The 25,600-nt window shown below is 25.4% G+C and carries 21 protein-coding genes, 3 tRNA genes, 1 pseudogene, 1 riboswitch and 1 other annotated feature; of the genes and pseudogenes, 8 read left to right on the top strand and 17 right to left on the bottom strand.

Annotation, left to right across the window (positions count from 1 at the left end):
• From QZ321_RS08490 to QZ321_RS08530, 9 genes are all read right to left on the bottom strand, one after another.
• Nucleotides 1–623, bottom strand: a 623-nt coding sequence (locus tag QZ321_RS08490) for a restriction endonuclease subunit S (RefSeq protein WP_294196605.1), incomplete at its 3' end; no start/stop codon positions are given.
• 3 nt (nt 624–626) lie between these two features.
• Complete coding sequence (locus QZ321_RS08495) at nt 627–2,087, bottom strand: class I SAM-dependent DNA methyltransferase (RefSeq protein ID WP_291748478.1); 1,461 nt, start codon at nt 2,085–2,087, stop codon at nt 627–629.
• A gap of 45 nt (nt 2,088–2,132) precedes the next feature.
• Nucleotides 2,133–4,250 (bottom strand): Piwi domain-containing protein, encoded by a 2,118-nt coding sequence (locus QZ321_RS08500; protein WP_291748475.1) that lies wholly within the window; start codon nt 4,248–4,250, stop codon nt 2,133–2,135.
• 138 nt (nt 4,251–4,388) lie between these two features.
• A complete protein-coding gene (locus QZ321_RS08505) occupies nt 4,389–5,459 on the bottom strand; it encodes a mannose-1-phosphate guanylyltransferase (RefSeq protein ID WP_291742760.1) in 1,071 nt (356 codons plus the stop codon).
• Between the two features lie 69 nt (nt 5,460–5,528).
• Nucleotides 5,529–6,905, bottom strand: coding sequence for an aldehyde dehydrogenase (locus QZ321_RS08510; RefSeq protein WP_291748472.1), 1,377 nt, complete (start codon nt 6,903–6,905; stop codon nt 5,529–5,531).
• A gap of 30 nt (nt 6,906–6,935) precedes the next feature.
• Entirely contained in the window at nt 6,936–7,661 is a 726-nt protein-coding gene (locus QZ321_RS08515) for a DUF3298 and DUF4163 domain-containing protein (protein WP_291748469.1), read from the bottom strand.
• Nucleotides 7,662–8,014: 353 nt separating this feature from the next.
• On the bottom strand, nt 8,015–8,794 hold the full coding sequence (gene rluF / locus QZ321_RS08520; RefSeq protein ID WP_291742768.1) for a 23S rRNA pseudouridine(2604) synthase RluF: 780 nt from the start codon (nt 8,792–8,794) through the stop codon (nt 8,015–8,017).
• Nucleotides 8,795–8,846: 52 nt separating this feature from the next.
• Entirely contained in the window at nt 8,847–9,854 is a 1,008-nt protein-coding gene (locus QZ321_RS08525; RefSeq protein WP_291748467.1) for an anti-sigma factor domain-containing protein, read from the bottom strand.
• A complete protein-coding gene (locus tag QZ321_RS08530; protein ID WP_291742773.1) occupies nt 9,854–10,459 on the bottom strand; it encodes a class D sortase in 606 nt (201 codons plus the stop codon). The genes QZ321_RS08525 and QZ321_RS08530 overlap by 1 nt, the downstream gene beginning before the upstream one ends.
• A 128-nt stretch (nt 10,460–10,587) precedes the next feature.
• Here QZ321_RS08530 and QZ321_RS08535 point away from each other — a divergent pair, with 128 nt between their 5' ends.
• Together QZ321_RS08535 and ispF are read left to right on the top strand one after the other, a co-directional pair.
• Complete coding sequence (locus tag QZ321_RS08535) at nt 10,588–10,776, top strand: hypothetical protein (RefSeq protein ID WP_294196610.1); 189 nt, start codon at nt 10,588–10,590, stop codon at nt 10,774–10,776.
• 79 nt (nt 10,777–10,855) lie between these two features.
• Nucleotides 10,856–11,326: a 2-C-methyl-D-erythritol 2,4-cyclodiphosphate synthase gene (gene ispF, locus QZ321_RS08540; protein ID WP_291748465.1), complete on the top strand. Its 471-nt coding sequence runs from the start codon at nt 10,856–10,858 to the stop codon at nt 11,324–11,326.
• 168 nt (nt 11,327–11,494) lie between these two features.
• On the opposite strand, the pseudogene QZ321_RS08545 reads toward ispF, so the two are convergent.
• The 4 genes and pseudogenes from QZ321_RS08545 to QZ321_RS08560 all read right to left on the bottom strand — a co-directional run bounded on the left by QZ321_RS08545 (nt 11,495) and on the right by QZ321_RS08560 (nt 14,145).
• Nucleotides 11,495–12,807 (bottom strand): annotated as a pseudogene (locus QZ321_RS08545) (Na+/H+ antiporter NhaC family protein).
• Between the two features lie 82 nt (nt 12,808–12,889).
• Nucleotides 12,890–13,044: riboswitch (SAM riboswitch) on the bottom strand.
• Nucleotides 13,045–13,240: 196 nt separating this feature from the next.
• Nucleotides 13,241–13,316 (bottom strand) — tRNA-Lys (locus QZ321_RS08550).
• A gap of 9 nt (nt 13,317–13,325) precedes the next feature.
• Nucleotides 13,326–13,399, bottom strand: a tRNA-Gly gene (locus QZ321_RS08555).
• Between the two features lie 53 nt (nt 13,400–13,452).
• On the bottom strand, nt 13,453–14,145 hold the full coding sequence (locus QZ321_RS08560; protein WP_294196613.1) for a hypothetical protein: 693 nt from the start codon (nt 14,143–14,145) through the stop codon (nt 13,453–13,455).
• A gap of 151 nt (nt 14,146–14,296) precedes the next feature.
• Here QZ321_RS08560 and QZ321_RS08565 point away from each other — a divergent pair, with 151 nt between their 5' ends.
• Nucleotides 14,297–14,698, top strand: coding sequence for an HNH endonuclease signature motif containing protein (locus QZ321_RS08565; RefSeq protein ID WP_291748457.1), 402 nt, complete (start codon nt 14,297–14,299; stop codon nt 14,696–14,698).
• A 193-nt stretch (nt 14,699–14,891) separates the two neighbouring features.
• Here QZ321_RS08565 and QZ321_RS08570 read toward each other — a convergent pair.
• Nucleotides 14,892–14,965: transfer RNA gene (locus QZ321_RS08570), tRNA-Gly, on the bottom strand.
• A 206-nt stretch (nt 14,966–15,171) separates the two neighbouring features.
• Nucleotides 15,172–15,383: a binding site (T-box leader), on the top strand.
• A gap of 94 nt (nt 15,384–15,477) precedes the next feature.
• On the opposite strand from QZ321_RS08570, the gene thrS reads away from it, so the two are divergent.
• The 4 genes from thrS (at nt 15,478) to QZ321_RS08590 (ending at nt 21,064) form a co-directional block, all read left to right on the top strand.
• Entirely contained in the window at nt 15,478–17,409 is a 1,932-nt protein-coding gene (gene thrS / locus QZ321_RS08575) for a threonine--tRNA ligase (protein WP_291748455.1), read from the top strand.
• 205 nt (nt 17,410–17,614) lie between these two features.
• Entirely contained in the window at nt 17,615–18,541 is a 927-nt protein-coding gene (locus QZ321_RS08580) for a M48 family metallopeptidase (protein WP_294196616.1), read from the top strand.
• 962 nt (nt 18,542–19,503) lie between these two features.
• Nucleotides 19,504–20,403, top strand: a complete 900-nt coding sequence (locus QZ321_RS08585; protein WP_291748451.1) for an ATP-binding cassette domain-containing protein — start codon at nt 19,504–19,506, stop codon at nt 20,401–20,403.
• On the top strand, nt 20,354–21,064 hold the full coding sequence (locus tag QZ321_RS08590) for a hypothetical protein (protein ID WP_291748449.1): 711 nt from the start codon (nt 20,354–20,356) through the stop codon (nt 21,062–21,064). Before QZ321_RS08585 ends, QZ321_RS08590 begins: the two co-directional genes overlap by 50 nt.
• 64 nt (nt 21,065–21,128) lie before the next feature.
• Here QZ321_RS08590 and QZ321_RS08595 read toward each other — a convergent pair whose 3' ends face one another.
• From QZ321_RS08595 to QZ321_RS08605, 3 genes are all read right to left on the bottom strand, one after another.
• A complete protein-coding gene (locus tag QZ321_RS08595; protein ID WP_291748447.1) occupies nt 21,129–22,406 on the bottom strand; it encodes an O-acetylhomoserine aminocarboxypropyltransferase/cysteine synthase family protein in 1,278 nt (425 codons plus the stop codon).
• A 77-nt stretch (nt 22,407–22,483) separates the two neighbouring features.
• On the bottom strand, nt 22,484–23,050 hold the full coding sequence (locus QZ321_RS08600; RefSeq protein WP_291748444.1) for a 5-formyltetrahydrofolate cyclo-ligase: 567 nt from the start codon (nt 23,048–23,050) through the stop codon (nt 22,484–22,486).
• A 111-nt stretch (nt 23,051–23,161) separates the two neighbouring features.
• Nucleotides 23,162–23,482, bottom strand: a complete 321-nt coding sequence (locus tag QZ321_RS08605; protein ID WP_291748441.1) for a DUF1540 domain-containing protein — start codon at nt 23,480–23,482, stop codon at nt 23,162–23,164.
• Nucleotides 23,483–23,788: 306 nt separating this feature from the next.
• On the opposite strand from QZ321_RS08605, the gene QZ321_RS08610 reads away from it, so the two are divergent.
• Nucleotides 23,789–25,450, top strand: coding sequence for a glutamine--tRNA ligase/YqeY domain fusion protein (locus QZ321_RS08610; protein WP_291748438.1), 1,662 nt, complete (start codon nt 23,789–23,791; stop codon nt 25,448–25,450).
• Nucleotides 25,451–25,600 lie beyond the last annotated feature (150 nt).

Consider the following 25,600-nt stretch of genomic DNA (forward strand, 5'->3'; position numbering starts at 1 on the left):
TCACCAAACATCTCAATAAATTGTGATTTAACTAATTCATCTAAAGATTCTATTTGCTCTTTCCTTTTATCTATTAGATATTTAGATTTGTCTAAAATATTTACAATATTATTTTGTATATTTATTGGTGGTACAATAACATCTATTTGTTTCAAATGACTTGGTCCAAAATTAAGTTGTGCAGACCCAGTAATTAGCCTTGCTATTTGCTTTTTAAAATAAATTGACTTTAAAAAATAAGAAAAATACTTTAAATTCAAATTCCCATTATCCAAAGATTTAAATCTTATAGTGCTTGTATTCATACATAATGGTAGATGCTCTTTTTTTACAAATCCCATTTTTTTATCAAAATACTCTACCTTTATTCCAGAACTTGCAATTATTAAATCCCCTTCATCTACTAAAAAGTGATTATACTTTCCATAAGCTTCTTCTTCTGATATATATCTATTAGTATTCTCCAATACAACTTGACCCTCAACAAGGTTTGCGACATTTAACAACTTTACTCCTGTCTGAGTGTATTGATTATTTCTAACACCAGGACCTTCTTGAAAAAACACTACTTCTGGAAGTTTTTTTATTTGCCAATCTTTTAATTTACTAATATTATTAATCATAATTTATTCCCCAATCATCCCAGCTAATTCTTCAATTCCAGCATTAATATCCATTTCAAGTTCTCTAATTCTTAGCATTATTTCTTGTGGAGAATCGTATTTTATTTCTTCATATTCAATCTCTTTATACTTATTAATAGATAAGTCATATCCATTATCTCTAATTTCTTCTACTGGTACAAAGAAGCTTTGTTCTGTTCTTTTTCTGCCTTCTTCTTTATCTAAATTACTAAATCTTTCAACTATATCATTTATATCATTATCTTCAATAAGATTTCTCTTATCATCTAAAGAATATCCATCTGCTTTCATATCATAGAACCACACTTTATCTGTTCCACCTGTTCCTGTTTTTGTGAATATCATTATTGCTGTTGATACTCCTGCATATGGTTTGAACACTCCACTCGGCATTGATATTATTGCTTCTAGCTTATGATTTTCTACTATTTCTTTTCTTATAGATTTATGTCCACCAGTTGACCCAAATAAAACTCCATCTGGAACTATAGAAGCACATCTTCCACCAGTTTTTAATATTCTTAAGAATAAAGCTAAGAATAAAAGCTCTGTTTTCTTAGTTTTTGTTACTTTTAAAAGGTCTGCTGATACTTGTTCGTAATCTAAACTTCCTTTAAAAGGTGGATTTGCAAGGACTAAAGAAAATTTTTCTTTATCTGTATTTACTTCTGATAATGAATCTTTATATTCTATGTTTGGATTATCAACACCATGAAGCATCATGTTCATTGCTCCTATTCTAAGCATTGTTCTATCCATATCAAAACCGTAAAACATATCATTATTAAAATGTTCTTTTAATCCTTGAACTAAAAATAAGTCTGAATGGTTTTTTCTTAAATACTCTTGTGATGATACTAAAAATCCTGCTGAACCTGCTGCTGGGTCAACTATAATATCTTCTGGCATTGGCTTCATAAGTTTAACAATCATATCAATAATATGTCTTGGTGTTCTAAACTGACCATTTGTTCCTGCTGTTGCAACTTTTGAAAGTAAGTATTCGTATAAATCTCCTTTTGTATCACTATTTTCATCCATATCAATATTATCAATTCCATCAACAATTTTGCTTAACATAAGTGGAGTTGGTATTTTAAATATTGCATCTCCCATGTATTTTGCATAAGCTGATTCTTTATTTGTGTGAAGAGTTTTTATGAATGGAAATACTTCATTTAAAACAACGTTATACATTGTTTCTGCATCAAAGTTTTTGAATTTGCTCCATCTTAAACTTTGTTTATCTTCTGGGAATGTTCTATCAAAATCTATTCCTAAAAGTACAGCATCATTTTCTTTAACTATTTCCTTATCGTCTAACCCTTTTATAAATAAAAGATATGTAAATTGTTCTATTACCTCAAGTGGATTTGTTATACCTCCAGTCCAAAAGGTTTCCCATATTTTATCTACTTTGCTTCTTAATTCTCCTGTTATCATGTGTATTCCTCCAAATTTTCTTTATTTTAAAATGATAAACATTTATTAAACAAAATACAAATTATTTGTGTAAATATTAGTTGGAATTAAACCTCTATTTCCATAAGTAGAACTTAAATCTGCATAATAAGTTGTTATTGGCAATCTTATTTTATTTAATGAACCTATGTGCATAAAAGTTAATTTATAAACATCTTCAACAATTTTTTCTATATCTAAAGAACCAAATACTCTTCTTATTCTTATTGGCTGAGCCATCCCCATTCCTTCATAAGGTTTTGTAGTACAGATAAATGCTAAGTTATCTTTATAATAACATCTTCCCATTATAGTTTTCCACTCTTGCCCTTTGGATATAGTCGCTATTCTTCTATTAATATTTTTAGTAATTTCAATATAATCAAACTCTATTTTTAAATAATCTAAAGTATTTTTTAAATTTTCAAGCTCTTCTCTACTTATCCCATCTCTATGAAAGGTAATATGATTAGGTTTATGTCCATAATTATTTTCATAAGAAGATACAGCTTCAAAAACTATTTCTTTTAATGTTTCTAATCTTATCTTTTCACCACTTTGAGATGATGAAATTACTTTAGTTTTTAATACTCTTCCATCTTTTCCTACCACCTGAACAATTCCAGCTTTATTAATTTTATTTTCTCTACTTACATCTAATCCTATAAAACAATCTGAATTTAATTCTTCACTTAAAACCCATGATTGTACTCCACTTTTAGCGTAAATTCCTATTAATATATTTAAAAATATACTTTCTTTATTTTTTTCATTATAATTAAGTGTATTAAAACTAATACATTGTGTTGGAATACTGCTTCCATTACTAAATATTTTCTTTATAACATTATAATATTTCTTCAAATTTTCTTCACTTAATATAACTATTGTTGTTTCATTATAATTAGATACTATTTTTTTTAACTCATAGCTAAATATATCTTCATTATCAATTTCAATTTCTCCAAAATGAACTTTATTACCAATCTTAACTCTATTTAACTCTACTCCTAATTGATATGATCCTTCCTCAAGTTCATCACAAAACTTAGTTACTTTTTTAAAATTTTCACTATCTTTAACTAATACTGGATCTATAAAGTATTTTATTTCTAACTTTTTATTTTCATAAGCACCAAAAAACTTAAGACCATACAAAGGATATTTTTGAGGTCTAGAGTTTCCAAAAATTAAATCTGGTTGATTTAAATTTTTAATATTATATCCAATATTTTCAGAAACCATATTTTCTTTTTTTGCAATAATATGTTTGTTATTTTTAACTATATTTATAACTTCATTAATTATAAATTTCATTTTTTCATGGGTTCTTTGCTTAACCTTAAAATTAAAATCTTTAAGTACATTTTGTGGTAAATTTTCAAATCTACATATTTTTTTAAGTCTAGAAGGTATGTACGGAAATATTTGATTTTTATTATTTTTTACTAATACTGCTTTCATATTTTTTGAAAGTTTATTTACTATGTATCCTTGATTTTTATTTTCATAATACTCTACTATTGAGCATCCCATATATTCATTCTTTTCAGCTATAGTAAAAGGGGCAATTCCCATATATTCATATGTTATATTGTAAAAATAATCTTTAACTTTATCTCCTATTTTTATATTATTTTTTTCTATTTCATAATCTAATGTATTTATATAATCAAAACTATGGCTCATATCAAATCCAACAATTATATCTCCATTACTTTCTACATTAATATCTAAATTAAAATACCTGTATATCCTTATCCCATTATCACTATATATTGATTTATTTATATAAATTAAATTTCTAATTGCTTTATATCTACTTTTATCTATATTTTCTTCTATTTCTTTTAACAATAATCTCTCTAATAGCCTTTTTTCATTAGTTTCTAAATTGATTGTTCTTTTTTCTACGCTAATATATTTTTCAGTATTCCATATTTTTATTTCATTAAAAGAAGCAATATAATTTTCGTAAAATATTATTATAGGATTGTTATTTAAATTAATTAGTTCCTTAACTATAGAATAGTTTTCATTATGTTTATTTTCTAAATCTCTAATCTTCATTTTGTACAAATATATTTCTATATCTTTAGCATTAATATCATTTTTAAATTCAGTTATAACATTGAATTCTTTCATAAAATTCCCCTTTTACACTTTTATTTCATTATCTAAAAAATATTATCTTAATTATTCACCATAAAATAATTCTTAATACAAAAATAAAAGTACCAAATTAAATTTATTAAAATTTAATTTGATACTTTTAAACTTTCATTAAATAAACGCCCCAAAATCCGGACTATCATTAATGTCATTTAGTAAATGCTTAATTTCCTGATCCTTGTCTTTATCCATTACTAATATGACATCTCCTGCATCAACAACAACTAAATCCTTAACTCCAAAACCAATAATTAGTTTTTCATCTCCCCCAAATATAGAGCAATTTTCACAATCTTGAATATAAACGTTGTTGCTTATTTTATTGTTTTTAAATTCAGTTAAATACCTACTTAAAGCATTAAAGCTTCCTATATCATCCCATTTAAAGTTTCCTTTAATTACATAAGCTTTTCTAGTTCTTTGCATTACCCCAAAGTCTATAGAAATTCCATCGATGTTTTCATATTCTTCTTTAATTACTTCTTCCTCATCATCTTCTCCTAGATGTTGATATATATTCATCAATGACTTATACATCTTAGGCAAGTATTTTTCAATTTCTCTTAATATAACATCTGCCCTAAAAATAAACATACCTGAATTCCATAGATAAGTTCCTTTTAATAAAAAGTCCTTAGCTACTTCCATATTAGGTTTTTCGGTGAACCTTGCTATTTTATATGCCTGAGATGAAGAAGCTATTCTTTCTCCCATTTCAATATATCCATAGCCAGTTTCAGGCCTAGTTGGAGTAATACCTATCGTAACTATCCCCCTACGTCTATTAGCTATTTCAATAGCTTCTAATAGTGTATCTAAATAATCCTTTTGACCTTCAATATGATGATCAGAAGGTAAAACTACCATTACAGCATCATTATCTTTCTTCAATAACTTAATAGCTGATAATCCTATACAAGTAGCAGTTTCTTTATTTGCTGGTTCAGTAAATATATTTTCAGAATTAATATTTGATAACTCTACTCTTATTTTTTCTAAATAATCTTTGTTAGTTACCACATAGATATTGTCCTTCTTAATTAAAGGAGTAACTCTTTCAACAGTATTTACTAAAAAGCTTTTATTATTAATAACCTTCAAAAATTGCTTAGGTTGGTTTGCTCTTGATAAAGGATATAGCCTTGTCCCTTTTCCTCCAGCTAAAATTAGCGCGTATATCACAAAATTCCACTCCACGTAGTACTATGCTTTATTATATGAGGGCCTTTTACCAATTGTGAAATCATAATATTATTTCATTATTTTCTTTAAAATATTTATTTTGTTTTTATATGGTGCAAATCTTATATTAAATTCTATAAATGTTCCTCTTTCCATTACTGATCTTTTATGAGTAAAGGTATCAAAACTTGCTTTCCCATGATAACTACCTATTCCACTATTTCCTACACCACCAAAAGGTAAATTTCCATTTGCAACATGAATTACAGTATCATTTATAGTTACTCCACCAGAGGTTGTACATTTTAAAATATTATTTATATTAACCTTATTTTCAGAAAAATAATATAATGCTAAAGGTTTTTCACGAGCATTAATAAAATTTATTATATCTTTTATATTTTCAAATTCTATTACTGGTAATATAGGTCCAAAAATTTCTTCAGTCATTACATTAGAATCAACATCTACATTAGTTAAAATCGTTGGCTCCATATATAAATCATTTTTATCAATTTTACCACCATAATATATTTTCCCATCATTAAGATATTCACTTAATCTATTTAATGAAGCACTATTAACTACTCTAGGATAATCTGGGCTACTTTTAATATCTTTACCAAATTGCTTATGTATTTCTTCAATAATTAACTTCAATAACTTATCCCTAATACTTCTATGAACACATAAATAATCTGGAGCTACACAAGTTTGCCCAACATTTAAAAACTTCCCCCAAACAATTCTTTTAGCAGCTATTTCTAATTTTGCATCTTTATCTACTATGCAAGGACTCTTTCCCCCTAATTCTAAAGTAACAGGCACTAAATTTTTAGCTGCTTTTTCCATAACTATTTTTCCTACTCTAATACTTCCTGTAAAGAATATATAATCAAATGGAAGCTCTAATAAAAATGATACTGCTTCTTTTCCTTCCAATGGACTAACTACTCTTAAGTATTCTTTATTAAAGTTTTCATTAATAATTTCTTCTAATAATAAGGCAGTATTTTTTGTATTTTCTGATGGTTTTATTATCGCAGTATTACCAGCAGAAATAGCTCCAACTAATGGAGCCATAACTAACTGAAATGGATAATTAAATGGACCTATAATAAGTGTTACTCCATAAGGCTCCTTATATATGTAACTTTTAGATGGATAATGTACTATAGGTGATTTTATTTTTTCTATTTTAGACCATCTTTTTATATTTTTAATATGAGTATTAATTTCATCATATACAAGACCTATTTCAGTTGCATAACTTTCAAAATTAGATTTCCCTAAATCCCTTTTTAATGCTTCTAAAATCTTATCTTCATTTTCTTTTATTACTTTTTTTAACTTTTTTAAAACTTCTATTCTAAAATTAATATCCTTTGTTTTTCCTAAATTAAAAAATTCTTTTTGTTTATTAAATATCAAATTTATATCATTCATAAATAACCTCTCATTTGAAAATTCTTATTATTATATTTTACCATATTTTAAATTTTCATCAAAAAGCTTATTAGGAATAATAAATTCTGATATTCCCGAAGCATATGGTGCAATTTCATATAATCCAAAATAAATTACAATAGTATTATTCTTCACATAAAAATTTTGATTATCAACTATTCCGTTAAATCCATCCTTTCCAGAAAAATATCTATCTGGATCTTTACTTATTTGCCTATTTATTTCTTTATTAATTATATCTTTATAATTATAATTATCCTTAAACATATCTTTTAATTGAATTTTATTACCAGTTAAATTATCTATATTATAAGACATTCTAGTTGTTACTCCATGAGCTCCACCAGAAAATTGATAATAATCTATATAAAAACTAATAACATCTGAATTATTAGTAACCTTATATCTAGCATATAATTGATATGGCATTAATGGAGCTGGATTATCCTTAAAATATTCATCTGCAATTTGTTTAACTTCACTAATCCAGTTTTCTGTCCAATTTATAATTTCATCATTAATTAAATTTTCCTTTTCTTTATTATTGGTTTCACTTAATTGAGGAATAATTACATTAATGTCTAAATAATTATTCTTTGATTTATATATTTTATCATTAATTTTTATACTATAATTATCCTCATTTAATTTATTAAATTCTATCATAGCCTGTGGATAACTATTAGTTATTAACAGCGCTAATACTACTAAAAACCACATTTTTAGGCATTTCATAAAATATCCCTCTTCTTTATTTTCTAAAATTTATTTTTATTTTATTATTATCTACAATATTTTTAATAATTATTAAATAATATGTAAATAAACATTTAACAAGTTATCCACAAGCATCTGTGAATTATGTGTGTAACCTCTAGTTTTTGTTAATTTTATAAATTTATTTCATATTTAAATTTTATTTCATTTTTAATTTCCTACATATTATTAAATATCAATTATAAAATAAAAATTAATAAGTTTTTTCTAAAATAGTTTGCTGAAAAACAATTAAATATTATTATATAAAAATAAAAAAAGAGCTATCGTATTGAAAATTTTTAATTCAATATAATAGCTCCTACTAATTACTATTCATCCACTTCTTTAGTTTTTCCTGAAGTTAATATTAAGTTATTTAATCCCTTTAACTCCTTATAAGTTAAATCTCTCCATTCACCAATTCTTAATTCACCTAAAGTTATATTCATTATTCTAATTCTTTTTAACTTTACAACTTCATATCCTAATGATTCACACATTCTTCTTATTTGTCTATTCAATCCTTGAGTTAATATTATTCTAAAAGTATTATTACCCTCTTTTTTAACATAACACTTTTTAGTAACTTGACCTAAAATTTTAATTCCATTACTCATTCTTTTTACAAAATCATCATTAATAGGCTTATTAACAGTTACTATATATTCCTTTTCATGATTATTTCCTGCTCTTAATATTTTATTAACTATGTCTCCATCATTAGTCATTAATATTAATCCTTGAGAATCTTTATCTAATCTTCCTATTGGAAAAATTCTTTTTTTATGATTTACAAAATCAACTATATTACCTTTTACTTTATGTTCTGTTGTGCAAGTAATTCCTACAGGCTTATTTAATACTATGTAAACTAAATCCTCTTCTTTAGATATTAACTTTCCATTTACCTTAACCTTTTGCCCCTTTGACACCTTAGTTCCCATACTTGCTTTAATTCCATCAATAGTTACTAATCCACTTTCAATTAATTTGTCTGCCTCTCTCCTTGAACAAAAGCCTGATTCACTTATATACTTATTTAATCTAATTGTATCACTTCTATCATTATGAACAATTACATTTTTATTTTTTATAGACCTTTGTTTCATACTAACCATCCTTTTCAACTTATAATTTAAGAATTAAAAAATTTCTTATTTTTTAATTTAATTTATGTTCAGAACCAGCATTATTAAATCTTACCTTCAAGTCATTTTTATAAATAAAATCAGATGTTTTATCTAAAACATGTGCCTTTAAAGCTTTTCCTGTAATTGTTACAATTATTCCTGAACTTTTTATCATTTTATTTTCATTAGCATATTCTATTATTTTGCATACTGCTTCATCAATATTATTATCTAATAAATTAGTATTTTGAATTAATAAATTTCCCTTTTCACTAGATGAACTAACATTTAAAACTCTATTGAATCCATTTGTCTCCAATTTTATATTTGAAGTAGTTTCAACCACTACTGTACTAACTATATTATTATATTTATATACGATAGATAAAATAAAAACTAATATAAAAATCGAAATAATAGATAGATAAATTTTATAATCCTTTAAGCTCTTTTTTTCTATAGATTTTATTTCTTTTCCCCTAAAACAATCCTCTTTTAATTTAAGCTTTTTAAATTCACCTAAAGAGGTAATTACAATAGCACTTTTTTTATTATGTTCAATTACTATTCCATTAATATTATTATCTTCCTCATATTCAATTATATCTTTTCCTAGATCTTCATCTTTATTTTCAACTATTTGAATATAATCTTGTAAGTTTTTATATTGCATATCTCCTAGTATTAAAGTATAAGCTATTATGTATTCTTTATATTTTTCTATATATTTTGAAGTCTTTTTAGTAGCTATACATACTTTATTTATTGGAATTCCTTCTTGCTCTAAAAATTCATCATATAATTCAAAATTACTTGTTATATACATAGCTATATTTAAAAGCTCATTTCTTATTGAATAACTTAAATTATCTTTAACTAAATCCTTAACTAAAATTTTATATTTTAATAATTCTGAACTAAACATTGTTATTTGTTGATTTCTTAATTCCAATATTTCATCATTAATTAGTATTAATGATTTTGCTGAAGAAAATCTGTATTTATTATTATAAAACTTGTCCATTTGTTCTTCACCCATTAAAAATCTTCTCTTCCTATTAGTTTTCCTGTTACTACAACTCTACTTTTAGAATCTGCAGTACATGTTATTAAAGTAACTTTCTCATAATCTGTATTATCTAAAACTTCTACTTGAGTAGGACTTATTATAAAACTATCATCTATTTCATAAGTAAATCTTCCTTCTTTAGTTGTAACTATAACTTTATCACCAATAGCAACCTTATGTAAATTTGTAAAAGCATCAGCATAACTAGATACATTATGTCCAGCTACAGAAAAATTCCCTACTTCTCCTGGCATTACTGATTCTTTAAACCTTCCTAAAAAATATTTAATTGCATCTTGTGTTACTCCATCTACAACTGGTTGTTTTAATTTGATTGATGGTATTTCTAGTATAGCTATTGGAGTATATCCATTTATAGAATCAAATTTTAATTCTTCTTTACTCTCATTACTATTATCATTATTATTGTTTACTTCCTGAATTTCATTTTCAAAAGCATCTAATAATTCATTTTGTTTATGTAAGGTTACAACTTTTTTATATGTAACATTCATTATAATTCCAATACCTATAATAATTAATAAAAAACCAAATATCCTTCTAAAACTTCTCATTTATTCCCCCTAAAAATAATATTATTTTTCTATTTTTGTTCATATATAAATTTTTATACATATATTATAACATAAAGAATAAAAAAAATATTAATACATTTTAATGTAAGGTGAGCGGAGGGAAGTTTATGAAATATAATAAAGATAATGTGATTTACATCGATTTCATATACACAAGAAAAAAAATAAATTCAAAAGCCATTTTATTTTTCTATAAGCTTTACTCTAAGGTATTTAATATATTACCAAATAGAATAAAACTTTCTAGAAATAAAAAAGCCTCTTTATATTCTAATCGTAAAACTTCTAATTATTAATTATAAATATCCCATTTTGTTATATTCTTAATTCATCTTTGTGATAAAATATATTTAAAAAATTCAATGAGGTGATTTAATGAGAATAGGAATGGGATATGATGTACATAAATTAGTTGAAGATAGAGAACTAATTTTAGGTGGAGTTAAAATTCAATACAAATTAGGCTTATTAGGACATTCAGATGCTGATGTATTATTACATGCAATAATGGATTCATTACTTGGTGCTGCTGCACTTGGTGATATAGGAAAACACTTCCCTGACACAGATTCTAAATATAAAGGAATTTCTAGCATTGAACTTTTAAAACATGTAGGAAATCTTTTAACTAAACATAATTTTAAAATTGGAAATATAGATGCCACAATAATTGCTCAAAAACCCAAAATGGCTCCTCATATACTTAAAATGAGAGAAAATATTGCTTATGCTTTAAATATATCAATAGATCAAATAAACGTTAAAGCAACTACTGAAGAAGGACTTGGCTTTACTGGAGAAGGACTTGGAATATCTTCTCAAGCTATTTGTTTACTTTTTAATTAAAATAATAAAAATGGAGTTATATCATATTAAAAATTTTTAATTCAATATGAATATAACTCCTTTTTATTATATAAACTTTTATTAATATACTGAATAAAAACTATTTTATTAAAGTCATTTTTTACACTAATTTATTATATCAATATATTATAATTTTAATAAATTATTTTAGCCTAATCTCTCTTCTTTAAGTTTAATGTTATTTGTCTTTTTTCTATGATACCACACAATAGAAATAATAGCTGATATACCCATTAGATATGGATAAAACAAATATTTCATTATTGCAAAAGGTGAAAGTGCAGCTAATCCTGCTGCAGATATAAGTTGTGCTCCATAAGGTATTACACCTTGAAATACACACGAGAACATGTCCATAATACCAGCAACTCTCTTAGGTTCAAGTCCCACTTCATCCGATATATCCTTAGCTATAGGTCCTACTGTAACAATTGCAACTGTATTATTAGCTGTACAAATATCTACTAAACTTACCAAAGCTGCAATTCCAAATTCTGCATCCATCTTACTTTTAAAGCCTCTTAATCCTTTATTTATTATAAAATCTATTCCACCATTATACTTTATTATTTCTATAGTTCCTGCAATTAAAATTGATATTATTATAAGTTCACTCATTCCTCCAATACCATCTGCTATTGCTCCAAATAATCCTAATAAATCAAAACTTCCTCCAATGAAACCTATAACTCCAGCTATTAATATTCCACCTAATAAAACGACAATAACATTTAATCCAATCAAAGCCCCTACTATAACAGCTATATAAGGAATTTTTTTACTAAACTATAATCCAATGCTTCAACAGTAGTTGTTGAACCATTCCTTGTAATTAATACAAATATAAATGCTGTAATAATAGCTGCTGGAAGAACTATTTTAAAGTTCATTTTAAACTTGTCTTTCATCTCACAACCTTGAGTTCTAGTTGCTGCAATAGTTGTATCTGAAATCATAGATAAATTATCACCAAACATTGATCCACAAACTACTGATGCTACAGCAACAGCTGTAAGTATTCCTGTTTTTTCAGCAACACCAACAGCAATTGGAACTAATGCTACTATAGTTCCCATTGATGTTCCAACTGATAATGATATAAAACAAGCTATAATAAATATACCTGCAATCATTATATTGCTTGGAAGTATAGATAAACCTAAGTTTACAGTAGAATCTACCGCTCCCATACTCTTTGCAACTTGTGCAAAGGCACCTGCAAGTATAAATATTAATACCATTAAAATTATATTGCTATTGCCAGCCCCTTTACAAAATATTTCTATCTTATCTTCAAATTTTACTTTTCTATTCATTATTAAAGCTACTAAAGTAGCAGCTAAAAACGGAACTATTACCGAAACTGCATAAAAATCCTTAGCTATTAATGCTGATACTACATAAACAATTACAAACACAATTAATGGTAATAAAGCCCATCCGTTACCACGTTTACTCATTATTAATCCCTCCATTATTAATTATTTTTATAAAAAAAGCTTCTGAGAAACTCAGAAGCATAATTATTAAAATTATATATTTCTCTCATCTATCAGGATTTAGCACCACGATTTATCATTAATAAATATAAAATTAAAGTTTAAAAATTTATAATTTTTATTTTTTAATTTTATATTATCTCTATTACAGGTTGCCGGGCTTCATAGGGCCAGTCCCTCCACCACTCTTGATAAGCCATTTATTTGATTTTCATAAACTAAGATTAACAAATTAATAAATTAATGTCAATAAAAATATTTTTAATATAATATTATTGTATTAAAATTTCTTTTTTGATAAGTTTATAGTTATAAATTTTTAATTTGTTAAGTTTATGCTAATCAAATTTTAATTAAGCAAAAAAGGAAGTAATATTAATTACTTCCTTTTTAATGGTGCGCCATCACGGGTTCGAACCGGGGACACCCTGATTAAGAGTCAGGTGCTCTACCAACTGAGCTAATAGCGCATAAAAAAATGGAGCGGGTAGTGGGAATCGAACCCACCTTTCCAGCTTGGAAGGCTGGAGTATTACCGATATACGATACCCGCCCGCTCTTGACAGTAATAATTATACTAAATATTAATTATACTGTCAAGCAATTTTAAATTACTTCAGTTAAATTTTTTTGTAATATCTCCCTAAACTTTTCACCATATTTTTTATTACTAGTAGATTTCTTACACATATCTAACCAAGTTATATTATCTTTATGCGTTTTTTCATTAATTTCAACTTCACTAGATGACATATAATTTGATTCTAAAACAAACTTTCCAAGTTCCTCTGGCTTTTCAAATATTTTTAAATATAAAAATTCGCTACTATCTCCATACCACGTTCTGTTAAAATCCCTTACAAATCTTTTTAACTCTAAAATCAATTTACCTTTTGGCAAATCCCAGCATTTTTTAATCATATCAACATGATTTTTCATCTTCATTGCTTCTTCCTTTGTAATTTTATTGCTAGCTTCCCCATCTATAATAATTTGTTCTACAGGTTTTATAGGAGTTATTGATACAGATTCATTCTTGCAATTAATCCATATATAAAACGCTTCTGGTAAAAATGAATATTGAATATATCCTATTAGAGATTTACTATTTGGAAAATAACCCCAAATATTATTTAATCCACTTTCTCTACAAAAAATTAATGTGTGTATATAAATACTGTCCTCTGTTGGAAGCTTATTCATTAACATATGTCCCCTAATAGTTCTGTTTTCTGTAATTAGCTCTTTCCAATAATCAAAAGAATTATAATTTTGCCTCACATTATCACCTTTCTTCATAATTTTTAATATACTATAGTATATTAAAATATATATTAATTTTACCACTTTATACCAATATTAATCAATAATAAGACCTTAAAGTTATGTAAATTTGATATTTTTCATAATTTAGATTATAATATAATAAAAGAATAAAGGGGGCAATCCATTGTACAATTGTGAAATATGTGGCGACAAGGCCGATATTCATCATATAATTCATAGGAGCGAAGGTGGTTTTGATATTGAAATAAACTACAAATATTTATGTGCTTTGCATCATAGAGGTAAAAATGGACCACATCAAAATCAATTTGTAGATCTTCAATATAAAATTGACATGCAAACCAAATTGTACAATATTCTACCAAAAGAGTATTATTCTCCAAAAGAAATATCCCAAATTTTAGGTATTCATAATAACGCTTTAAAAAGATTATTAAAAAACCTTAAAATGTATAAAGAAGGATATAAAAAAGAGGATATAATATTTACTTTAATGGGTTGTGTCAGATATACTATAGATACGTTAGAAGAGCTTGCTTTAGATTTATTAATAGATGCTCTTTAAAATTAAAACTTTAAAATAATAGTAGCTGTAATAAGATTTCTTATTCTGCTACTTTTTTTATCATAATAGTATTTTATAAATAATTATTAATTTTAAAATTTCGTTATTAACTTAACTTTTTATAAAAAAATAATCTAAACTTTTATATTATTTTTTTATAAAACAAAAAGCTGTGAAAATCACAGCTTTGAAATGGAGCGGGTAGTGGGAATCGAACCCACCTTTCCAGCTTGGAAGGCTGGAGTATTACCGATATACGATACCCGCATATTTATTTTTTATTAAGTTCCCTTGAACAATATTAATTATATTATTATTTATTTAGCTTGTCAACAATTTTTAAAAACTTTTTTAAATTTTTTCGTATTCTTTTAATATATTAAATATCATATAATCTAAAAACATTTTAATATACTTTATTGACATTATAAAGCTTGATAATTATAATTATGGTTAAATAAATTATTAATAAATTTAATTCTATGACGAGACGAGTAAATTAAACCTTCATTTCCAGAGAGAAGATGCAATAGCTGTAAACATCTTTAAATGAAATTAATTGAAAACTACCTCTGAGAGACTCTAATCAAGTCCGTTGCATCACGTTACGATGATTATACTTAAGAGGTCTATTTTAGACAATTAAGGGTGGAACCGCGGGAATTATAATGCTCTCGTCCCTTTTCTATACATAAATTGTATAAGAAAAGCGACGAAGAGTTTTTTTATACAATTAATAAAATGATTAATTTTTAATTTAAATGAAGGGAGACATAAAAATGATAAAAATTACTTTAAAAGATGGCTCAATTAAAGAAGTTGAAAATGGCTCATCTGTTTTAGACGTTGCTAAAGCAATAAGTGAAGGCTTAGCAAGAGTTGCTCAATGTGGAATAGTTAATGGTAAAGTTGTTGATTTAAGAACAACTTTAAATGAGGATTGTGAATTAGAAATTTGTACTTTTGATACACAAGAAGGAAAAGATACTGTAAGACACAGTATTTCTCATGTACTTGCAGCAGCAGTTAAGAGATTATTCCCAAATGCCAAAATTGCTATTGGACCTGCAATATCTAATGGCTTCTATTATGACTTTGATGTAGAAAAACCTTTTTCTGCTGAAGACTTAGAAAAAATTGAAGCTGAAATGAAAAAAATAATAAAAGAAAATCCCCAAATAGAAAGATTTGAACTTCCTAGAAACGAAGCTTTAGAGCTTATGAAAGATGAACCTTACAAGCTTGAATTAATAAACGATCTTCCAGAAGGAGAAATTATTTCTTTCTATAAGATAGGTGATTTTACTGACCTTTGTGCAGGACCTCATGTTTTATCATTAAAAAATATTAAAGCTATTAAACTTATAAGAAGTGCTGGTGCATACTGGAAAGGTGACGAAAAAAATAAAATGCTTTCTAGAATATACGGAACTGCATTCTTAAAGAAAGCTGATTTAGATGCTCACTTAGAAGCTTTAGAAGAAGCTAAAAAGAGGGATCATAATAAGTTAGGTAGAGAACTTGGAATATTCACTACTGATGAAAAGGTAGGTCAAGGACTTCCTCTATTCATGCCTAAGGGAGCTAAACTATTCCAAACTCTTCAAAGATGGATTGAAGACGAAGAAGAAAAAAGAGGTTATGTTTTAACTAAAACTCCATTTATGTCTAAAAATGATTTATTTGTAGCTTCTGGTCACTGGAGTCATTATAAAGATGGTATGTTTGTATTAGGTGATGAAGAAAAAGACACTGAAGTTATGGCTTTAAGACCAATGACTTGCCCATTCCAATTCACTGTTTATAATGCAGAACAACATAGCTATAGAGATCTTCCAATAAGATACGCTGAAACTTCTACTTTATTTAGAAAAGAAGCTTCAGGAGAAATGCATGGTCTTACTAGAGTTAGACAATTTACTTTATCAGAAGGTCATATAATTTGTACTCCTGAACAATTAGAAGATGAATTTAAAGAAGTTGTTGACTTAATAAATTACGTTATGGAAACTTTAGGAATATCTGAAGATATATCTTATAGATTCTCTAAATGGGACCCAACAAACACTGAAAAGTATATAAATAATCCTGAAGCTTGGGAAGCTACTCAAAACCAAATGAGAACTATATTAGATCATTTAGGAATTGATTATGTTGAAGCTGAAGGTGAAGCAGCGTTCTATGGACCAAAACTTGATATCCAATCTAAAAATGTTCATGGAAAAGAAGATACAATAATAACTGTTCAAATCGACTTTGCTTTAGGTGAAAGACTTGGAATGACTTATATTGATAAAGATGGTGAAAAGAAAATACCATTTGTTATTCATAGATCATCAATTGGATGTTATGAAAGAACTATAGCAACTTTAATCGAAAAATATGCAGGTGCTTTCCCAACATGGATGGCTCCAGTTCAAGTCAAGGTTCTTCCATTATCAGATAAATATGCTGATTATGCTAATGAAGTTGTTAAAACTTTAAGAAAACATGGTGTTAGAGTTGAAGCTGACCACAGAGTTGAAAAGATTGGTTACAAAATTAGAGAAGCTAGACTTGAGAGAGTTCCTTATATCTTAGTTGTAGGTGAAAAGGAAGCTACTAATAACGAAGTTTCTGTAAGAAGTAGAAAGAATGATGATGAAGGGGCAATGCCTTTAGATTCATTTGTTACTAGAATAATTTCTGAAATAGATAATAAAGAAAGATAATTTTATTAATAAAATTTATTAAAATATATTATTAAAATTATATAAAATAAAAAGAAAGTTATATTTATATTGAATTCAAATTTTTCAATATAATATAGCTTCTTTTTTATTTATATAATATATAAATTATTATTTACATAAAATTTAATAATTTGTATATCCTTATATATATGTGGAAAATTTAGTATAAAAGGATTTGATTTATTTGATAATTAATGAAAATAACAATTTTAAATTAACTAAAGAAGAAATTAAAAATTGTATGCATAAGTCAGAAAAAAAGTGGTTTGGAATTTTAGTATTTCTTAACTTAGCTATAATAATAACAGTATTAGTTTTATGTATTATTAATTTTAAAAATTATAGCACAACCTTACCTAATACTTTGAAAGAATCTTTTTCAGATCCTTCTTCATATGCAAATTTTATAATGTCTCCTAATTCTGCTTTAAATAATTTTCCAACAGAGCTTCAAATATTAATAACAGGATTAATAGCAATAATTGCATTCCCTTTTGGAATAAATCTTTATTATGCAAAATATAGAACTAGAGCAATAAAAATCACCGAAAATAACTTTCCTGAAGTATATTACAGTATTTCCGAGTATTCTAATAAATTAGGTATAAAAACCCCAGAAGCATTTTTAATTCAACAAAATGGTGTTATGAATGCCTTTTCTTCATTTATAATACGTAAACAATATATCGAAATAGATAGTGATTTATTTGAAATTGCTTATAGGGAATATAATGATTTAGAATCAATTAATTTTATAATTGCTCATGAACTAGCTCATATAAGATATAAACATGCTACATTTTTATATAATTTATCTATTCTTTTTTCAAGTTTAATTCCTATAATAAGTTCTACTGCATCTAGAGCTAGAGAATATAGTTGTGATAGACTTGCTCAAAAGGTTACAGGAAATAATGGCGTCGAAGCTATGTTTTGTTTATTAGCTGGTAAACATCTTTATAAAAGAATTAATGTATATGATTATATTGAAAGTAGCAAAGATATAAAGGGATTTTTTGTATGGTGTAATAATTTAGTAAGTTCTCATCCTATATTACCAAAAAGAATTAGAGCTTTATTAAAAGGTAAAGGTAGTGGTGAACTTTATTAAAATAAAGTCTATTTTAATAATAGGCTTTATTTTTATGTAAAAAATTTTATTTTAAAATATCTTTATAAGAAATCTGTAGAATTTTTTACTTTTTTTTCATATTATGTTATAATATTAATTGATATTAATTATATGAGGAGTATTTTATGTTTTCAAATATGATATTAAAAATTAAATTTTATTTAAAATTATTTTTACGTAATCCATTAATTTTTATTTCTATGCTATTTAATTTATTTTTATTATACAAACAAAGTCCTTCTTTGCATTATAATCCTTTAATGTTTAGTCAAGTATTTTGTTTTGGATTTATGGCCTCTAATTTATTTTTATTAATAATAAGCACTTTTTTAATGAATAAAAAATATGAAGTATTTGAACTATATGAAAAAAATAAACTTCTTAAAGAAATATCTATAATTATATCTGGAATGTTAATTTCAATAATTACATCTCTTCCTACGATAATAGTAATATTTATATTTTTATATTCAAAATATTCATTTCTTTATATTTTAAGCATAATATTACACTTTTTAATATTATGGAATTTAAGTAATTTTATTTGTCTTTGTATAGGAACAGTAATTGGAAATATTTTTAATACCAATTTATGTTTTTTATTTTCTTGTGGAATATATTCCTTATTTATATTTAGATTATATTCATTATCAGAAAGTTTATTTTATAACTTATTTAATATTTTTGATGATTCAACTATAATTTTTAGCTATAAATCAAATATTATTTTCGATATTCCATATATAATTGATAAATTATTTATTTTTATTTTATCAATTTTAATATTAGCTATCGGTAATCTATTCTTACAAAAAAATAAATATTATAAAGTCAATATATTATTAATCTTTATGTTATTAATTTTTCTAATCACAATTTCTTGTATTTACTTTTTAATAAATATATAACATTATAAACTAGATTTAAGGAGCAAAATTATTATGAATAACAATACTTTAACAGTAAATAACCTAGAATTTTCATATCATAATAACATAATCTTAAAGGATATATCCTTTGAATGTAAAACAGGAATAACTGCATTACTTGGAAATAATGGGGCTGGTAAAACAACTTTAATGAACATTTTAGCAGGATTAAAACAACCTCAAAAAGGGAGTATTACTTTTAATAATAAAAATTTATTAGATTTAAATTCTGTAAAATTAAATGATATAGGATATTTACCTCAAAACTTTGAAATATATCCAAATGTAACTGGGTATGATTTTTTGTCTTATGTATGTGATTTAAAAAATTTATCAAAATCCGAAAAAAAACATAATATAGAATATGTAATAGATAAATTTAATTTAAATAGTGTTATTAAATCTACTTTTAATAAATATTCAGGTGGTTTTAAAAGAAGACTTGGAATTGCCCAAGCTGTTATAGGTAATCCAAAATTAATTATAATTGATGAGCCTAGCGTAGGATTAGACCCAGAACAAAGGTTAGAATTTAGACATTATCTTTCTTCTTTAGAAGAAGATAGTATAACTTTAATCTCAACCCACATAATTGAGGATGTAGAATTATACAGTAATAATATATTAATGCTTGAAAAGGGAGAAATAATTTTTAACGGTACAATAAATGAAATAATTAAAAAAACTACTGAAAATATTTCAACCTTAGTTTGTAATTCATCAGAAATATTAGACATTCGAAAAGATTTTACAATATTAGAAGAAAGACGTATTGGCGATAATGAAATTAAAGTTAAGATAATTAATAATGATTTATCTCTTCCTTATAATTATAATAAAATACAGGGGGTTTCTTTAGAAAATGCTTATGTATTTATTCAAAAACAACAAAAGCTTAAGAGAAAATTATAATAAAATTTACGATATAAAATTTAAAAAAATATATTCTTTATATTTATTATTAATTGTTATTTTATTAGTGTCACTTTTTTTACCTGCACCATCTAATTATTTAATATCATTAAGTAATAAATCTAAATTAAAAGGTGTTGATAATATATATGACTATTATGTACCGTTATCATTTGCAATAGTATTATTATTTTCATTTTTTAATGATTATAATACAACTACATATAAAATTATTACATTTTTAAATAGAAATAAATTTAACTATATAATATTTTATAGATGGCTCTTATATTCTACTATATTTTGTTTAGGTACATTTTTAACATGTATGATTTATTATAGAGATATTTCATTTTTAGATATTAGAAGTATAATTCTTAGCATACGTTTTATTCCTAATATTATATTTATTTCCTCATTAGTTATGCTTAGTCTTACATACTTTAAAAATATAAGTGTATCAATATTAATTCTATCAATTTATTATTGTTTAGATTTTACTTCATCAGGACATCTATTTAATTTATTATCCTTAGGTGGTAACTCAAATAATTTTTATTATACAATATCACCTTTATATTATATCTTAAATAGAATAATATTATTAATATTAGGATTTCTTTTTATATTTATTTCTTGTAAAAAATCATCAAAACTATAAAAATTTAAAAAGTAAATCTAAGATATAATTTTTATTATCTTAGATTTACTTTTTTTAAAATTTATTACACACTCTTTAATGCTTCATTAATATCATTAATTAAATCTTTAGAATCCTCTATTCCAACTGAAAGTCTAAGCATATCTGGAGTAACACCACTTGCTTTTTGTTCTTCTTCATTTAACTGGCTATGTGTAGTAGTTGCTGGATGTAAAAGGCAAGTTCTTGAATCGCCTAGCGTTACAGCTAATGCAATTAAATTTAAATTTTTACTAAACTTCTTCGCTTCTTCAATACCACCTTTAATTCCAAAAGTTAAAAGCCCACTTGCTCCATTCTTTAAATATTTTTTAGCCAAATCGTAAGATTTATTTCCTTCAAGGAAAGGATAATTTACCCATGATATTTTTTCATGAGAACTTAACCACTTAGCAATTTCTAAAGCATTTTTTGAATGTCTTTCCATTCTTAAATGTAAAGTTTCTAAACCTAAATTAGTTAAATAAGCATTAAAAGGACTCATACATGCTCCTAAATCTCTAAGTAATGTTACTCTTAATTTAACTATATATGCAGAATCATTAAATGTTTCAACATATTTTACTCCATGATAACTTGGATCTGGTAAAACTAAATCATTAAATTTCCCACTTGTCCAATCAAAGTTTCCTCCATCTACAATTATTCCACCTATAGTCTGAGCATGTCCTTCAGAGTATTTCGTTGTTGAATGTACAACAATATTTGCTCCATATTCAAATGGATTGCAATGATATGGTGTAGCTACTGTGTTATCTACTATAAACGGTACTTTTATTTTTTTAGCTACACTTGAAAACTTATTAAAGTCTAATACATTAAGTCCTGGATTACCTATAGTTTCTCCATAAATAAGTTTTGTATTTTCTTTAGCTTTAGATAAAATTTCATCTTCTGTTGCATCTGGATCTATAAAAGTAACTTCTATCCCCATATTTTTAAGATGAACTGTAAATAAATTAATTGTTCCACCATATAAAGATGATACAGAAATTATATGATCCCCTGCCTTACAGATATTTAAAATCGAATATAAAATAGCTGATTGCCCAGAAGCTGTTGCTACTGCCCCAACTCCTCCTTCTAATTTTGCATATTTTTCTTCTAAAGCTGAAACTGTTGGATTAGAAATTCTACTATATAAATGTCCATCTGCTTTTAAATCAAATAAATCTGCCAAAATATCTGGATCATCATATTTATAAGTTGCACTTTGATAAATAGGTAAAACCCTTGGTTCACCTGATTTTGGTGAATATCCTCCTTGAACACCTATTGTACCCTTTCCAAAATTAAATTTCATAAATAGCCCCCCTTAATTGATTAGAAATTAATTATCTAAATATATTCTATATCAATTTTAATTTTACTTACCTTTTATTAATAAGTAATAATTGTTTCATTATTACTTATTATGTAATCCACTTTAATATCATGAATTTCACTTTTAATATTATCTAATATTTGAAAATCATAAGCTAAAGCTACTTTATTATTTATATTTTTAATTTTAGAGAAATATTTATCATAATATCCTCCACCATATCCTATTCTATTTCCTCTTCTATCAAAAGCTAAACCCGGAATTATTATCAAATCAAAATTTTCACATATATTTTTTTTATCAATATCTTTTGGTTCAAGTATTCCCCAATTATCTTCAATCATATTATCTAAACTGTAAATTCTAATTGCTATCATTTCTTTACTAACTTTATTAGTTTTAGGTATATAAATTTCCTTACCATCATTTAATGCATACTTTATAAAATCTTTAGTATCTACTTCATTTCCAAAACTTATATAAGTAAAAATTTTATTTGAATTTTTATAAGCTTCACTATTTATTAATTTATCAAATATATAAATGTCATATTCAGCCTTTATATCTAAAGATAAATCATTTCTTTTTTTTATAATATCCTCTCTTATAGATTTCTTGTACATAATTTAAATTACCCTATCCCCCTACTTTATATTTATTTTATAATATCAAATAACTAATAATAAATCCCTATATGCATAAAAATAATTGCTTAATAAAATTATATAATTTAATTATTTATCTATTCTTGAATCAAAAGTTGCACATTCAGTTTGTATTTCTGATAAAGCATAAGCTCCTGCCATGTTTATATTACTAGCTTCACATCTTTGATTACTGTTATATTTACAGTTTTCTGCTTCACATATTACATCTAATGAATTTTTAGGTGATTGCATACAGCTAGTAAATTCCATTCCCTTTCTTCTAAAATTTTCGCAACTTGTGAAGTTTGCAGTAATTGTATTTTTACCTGCAACTCTTATAGATTCTCTACAGCAATAGTTATTTTGATTATTAGTACAAGTATTAACTCCACACATTAAGTTATTCATTTTTTTATCCTCCAATAAAATAATATTTCAGATAATATTATTTTATTAATATTAATTTTTTATACCTAATTTTTACTTTTTGAAATATATATATCTTATTATTAACTTTATAACTTTACCAAATAAATAACTTTTTATATAAGCTACTTTATTTTTTACTTATATTAGATTAAAATTATTATTAATAATCAAAATATATGTTATAAATGTTATATATTTAGGAAATAATTATTTTTTATAGAATAATTTTAACTCGTATACAAACATTTTTAACTTAAAATTAATCGTTAATAGGAGAGGTAAACTATGTCAACTGAAATTAATTCTTCTAACTTTATAAGAAATATAATTGTCGATGATTTAGAAAACGGAAAACACGAAAAAATAATAACTCGTTTCCCACCAGAACCAAATGGATACCTACATATAGGCCATGCAAAATCTATACTTTTAAATTTTGGCTTAGCTGAAGAATTCAAAGGAAAAACTCATCTTAGATTTGATGATACTAATCCAGTAAAAGAAGATACTGAATATGTTGAATCAATCAAAGAGGATGTAAAATGGCTTGGTGGAAATTGGGATGAACTTTTCTTTGCATCAAATTATTTTGATGAAATGTATAATAGAGCTGTTCTTTTAATAAAAAAAGGATTAGCTTACGTTTGTGATTTAACCCCAGAAGAAGCTAAAGAATACAGAGGTAATTTAACTAAACCTGGTAAAGAAAGCCCATATAGAAATAGATCTGTAGAAGAAAACTTAGATTTATTTGAAAGAATGAAAAATGGTGAATTTAAAGATGGAGAAAAAGTTTTAAGAGCTAAAATTGATATGACTTCTCCTAATATGAATATGAGAGATCCTATTATTTATAGAATTGCACATGCAACTCACCATAATACAGGAGATAAATGGTGTATATATCCTATGTATGACTTTGCTCATCCATTAGAAGATGCCATAGAAAAGGTAACTCACTCTATTTGTACTTTAGAATTTGAAGATCATAGACCTCTATATGATTGGGTTGTTAAAGAATGTGAAATGGAAGCTAAACCTAGACAAATTGAATTTGCTAGATTAAATATGACTAATACAGTTATGAGTAAAAGAAAACTTAAACAATTAGTTGATGAAGGAATTGTTGATGGATGGGATGATCCAAGAATGCCTACTATTTCTGGATTAAGAAGAAGAGGCTGCACTCCTGAAAGTTTAAAAAACTTCTGCTCTGCAATTGGTGTTGCTAAAGCAAACTCTACAGTAGATTCTCAAATGCTTGATTACTTTGTAAGAGAAGATTTACAATCTAAAGCACCTAATGCAATGGCTGTTTTAAGACCTTTAAAATTAGTTATAACTAATTACCCAGAAGGTCAAACAGAAATGCTTGAAGTTAGTAATAATGCAAAAGACGCATCTTTTGGTACTAGATTAGTTCCATTCTCAAGAGAATTATATGTAGAACAAGAAGACTTCATGGAAGTTCCAATAAAAAAATACTTTAGATTATTCCCTGGAAATGAAGTTAGACTTATGGGTGCTTATTTTGTTAAATGTAATGAAGTAATCAAAGATGAAAATGGTAATGTTACTGAAATACATTGTACTTATGATCCTGAAACTAAAAGCGGTTCTGGATTTACAGGAAGAAAGGTTAAAGGAACTATTCATTGGGTAGATGCAAATAATTGTGTGCCTGCTGAATTTAGATTATATGAACCTTTAATTTTAGATGATGCTCCTGAAAATGAAGGAAAACACTTCTTAGAACAAATAAATCCAAATTCTATAGAAATTTTACAAGGCTTTATTGAACCAACAGCAATAAAAGATGCTAAGCCTCAAGATAAATTCCAAATGGTTAGAAACGGATTCTTTAATGTAGATACTAAATATACTACACCTGAAAAATTAGTATTTAACAGAATAGTTTCTTTAAAATCTTCATTTAAATTAAAATAAGAGAAAGGCAAATTGCCTTTCTCTTATTTTAATTAGGTATAGTGAGTGTCTTTGAGGTTTCATACACAGTAATTTAAAAATTTTATAATCAGGTACACACAAGTCGCCACTTATATAATTATTTTTTTAAAGTTCCTCTATCTTCTTGGA

Source organism: uncultured Clostridium sp., assembly GCF_910588715.1.
GTDB lineage: Bacteria > Bacillota > Clostridia > Clostridiales > Clostridiaceae > Clostridium.

Coding starts and splice junctions, on each gene's coding strand:
- QZ321_RS08495 (WP_291748478.1), bottom strand. CDS start 2,087: ATGATAACAGGAGAATTAAGAAGCAAAGTAGATAAAATATGGGAAACC.
- QZ321_RS08500 (WP_291748475.1), bottom strand. CDS start 4,250: ATGAAAGAATTCAATGTTATAACTGAATTTAAAAATGATATTAATGCT.
- QZ321_RS08510 (WP_291748472.1), bottom strand. CDS start 6,905: ATGAATGATATAAATTTGATATTTAATAAACAAAAAGAATTTTTTAAT.
- QZ321_RS08515 (WP_291748469.1), bottom strand. CDS start 7,661: ATGAAATGCCTAAAAATGTGGTTTTTAGTAGTATTAGCGCTGTTAATA.
- rluF (WP_291742768.1), bottom strand. CDS start 8,794: ATGAAACAAAGGTCTATAAAAAATAAAAATGTAATTGTTCATAATGAT.
- QZ321_RS08525 (WP_291748467.1), bottom strand. CDS start 9,854: ATGGGTGAAGAACAAATGGACAAGTTTTATAATAATAAATACAGATTT.
- QZ321_RS08530 (WP_291742773.1), bottom strand. CDS start 10,459: ATGAGAAGTTTTAGAAGGATATTTGGTTTTTTATTAATTATTATAGGT.
- QZ321_RS08535 (WP_294196610.1), top strand. CDS start 10,588: ATGAAATATAATAAAGATAATGTGATTTACATCGATTTCATATACACA.
- ispF (WP_291748465.1), top strand. CDS start 10,856: ATGAGAATAGGAATGGGATATGATGTACATAAATTAGTTGAAGATAGA.
- QZ321_RS08560 (WP_294196613.1), bottom strand. CDS start 14,145: ATGAAGAAAGGTGATAATGTGAGGCAAAATTATAATTCTTTTGATTAT.
- thrS (WP_291748455.1), top strand. CDS start 15,478: ATGATAAAAATTACTTTAAAAGATGGCTCAATTAAAGAAGTTGAAAAT.
- QZ321_RS08585 (WP_291748451.1), top strand. CDS start 19,504: ATGAATAACAATACTTTAACAGTAAATAACCTAGAATTTTCATATCAT.
- QZ321_RS08590 (WP_291748449.1), top strand. CDS start 20,354: ATGCTTATGTATTTATTCAAAAACAACAAAAGCTTAAGAGAAAATTAT.
- QZ321_RS08595 (WP_291748447.1), bottom strand. CDS start 22,406: ATGAAATTTAATTTTGGAAAGGGTACAATAGGTGTTCAAGGAGGATAT.
- QZ321_RS08600 (WP_291748444.1), bottom strand. CDS start 23,050: ATGTACAAGAAATCTATAAGAGAGGATATTATAAAAAAAAGAAATGAT.
- QZ321_RS08605 (WP_291748441.1), bottom strand. CDS start 23,482: ATGAATAACTTAATGTGTGGAGTTAATACTTGTACTAATAATCAAAAT.
- QZ321_RS08610 (WP_291748438.1), top strand. CDS start 23,789: ATGTCAACTGAAATTAATTCTTCTAACTTTATAAGAAATATAATTGTC.